The organism is Pyxidicoccus trucidator (assembly GCF_010894435.1).
Lineage (GTDB): Bacteria > Myxococcota > Myxococcia > Myxococcales > Myxococcaceae > Myxococcus > Myxococcus trucidator.
Genome location: NZ_JAAIXZ010000104.1, coordinates 1 through 405, shown reverse-complemented (window position 1 = coordinate 405; position 405 = coordinate 1). Strand labels below are relative to the sequence as shown.

Sequence of the window (405 nt, the reverse complement as noted above, 5' to 3'; positions counted from 1 at the left end):
CCCAGGGCGTGTCGCGGATGTCTCGCAGGCGGATGCGGGCCGCGTTCCACATGGCGCGCTGGAATCCCTCGATGGTCCGTCCCGCCATCTGGAAGCGGTAGTACCAGTGATACGTCTTGTAGTAGTTGCCCGCCGATTCCGTCTCGTCCATCCGCGCCCAGGTCGCGTCGTCGCGCTGCTGCGCGGGCCAACCCGAGTACTTCTTGCCACTGCTGCTGTAGAGCGTGGCGCCGTTGCCGGCCCCCGCGTCCCAGTCCTCGTCGATGCGCAGGCCGAAGAACTCGATGGCCTCCTCGAAGGCGGCCTGGTTGCTGGAGCGCAGGTAGGCGAGGAAGCCGCACAGCTCACCCTCGGAGGGCTCGGCGCTGCCGGCGAAGAGGATGCCCAGCGTCCAGTGACACGGCC

At 68.1% G+C, this 405-nt stretch carries 1 protein-coding gene; it reads right to left on the bottom strand.

Annotated features, from left to right (window positions below):
• Nucleotides 1-405 (bottom strand): hypothetical protein (locus G4D85_RS48615; protein ID WP_164021958.1); only part of this gene is annotated, 405 nt, incomplete at both ends.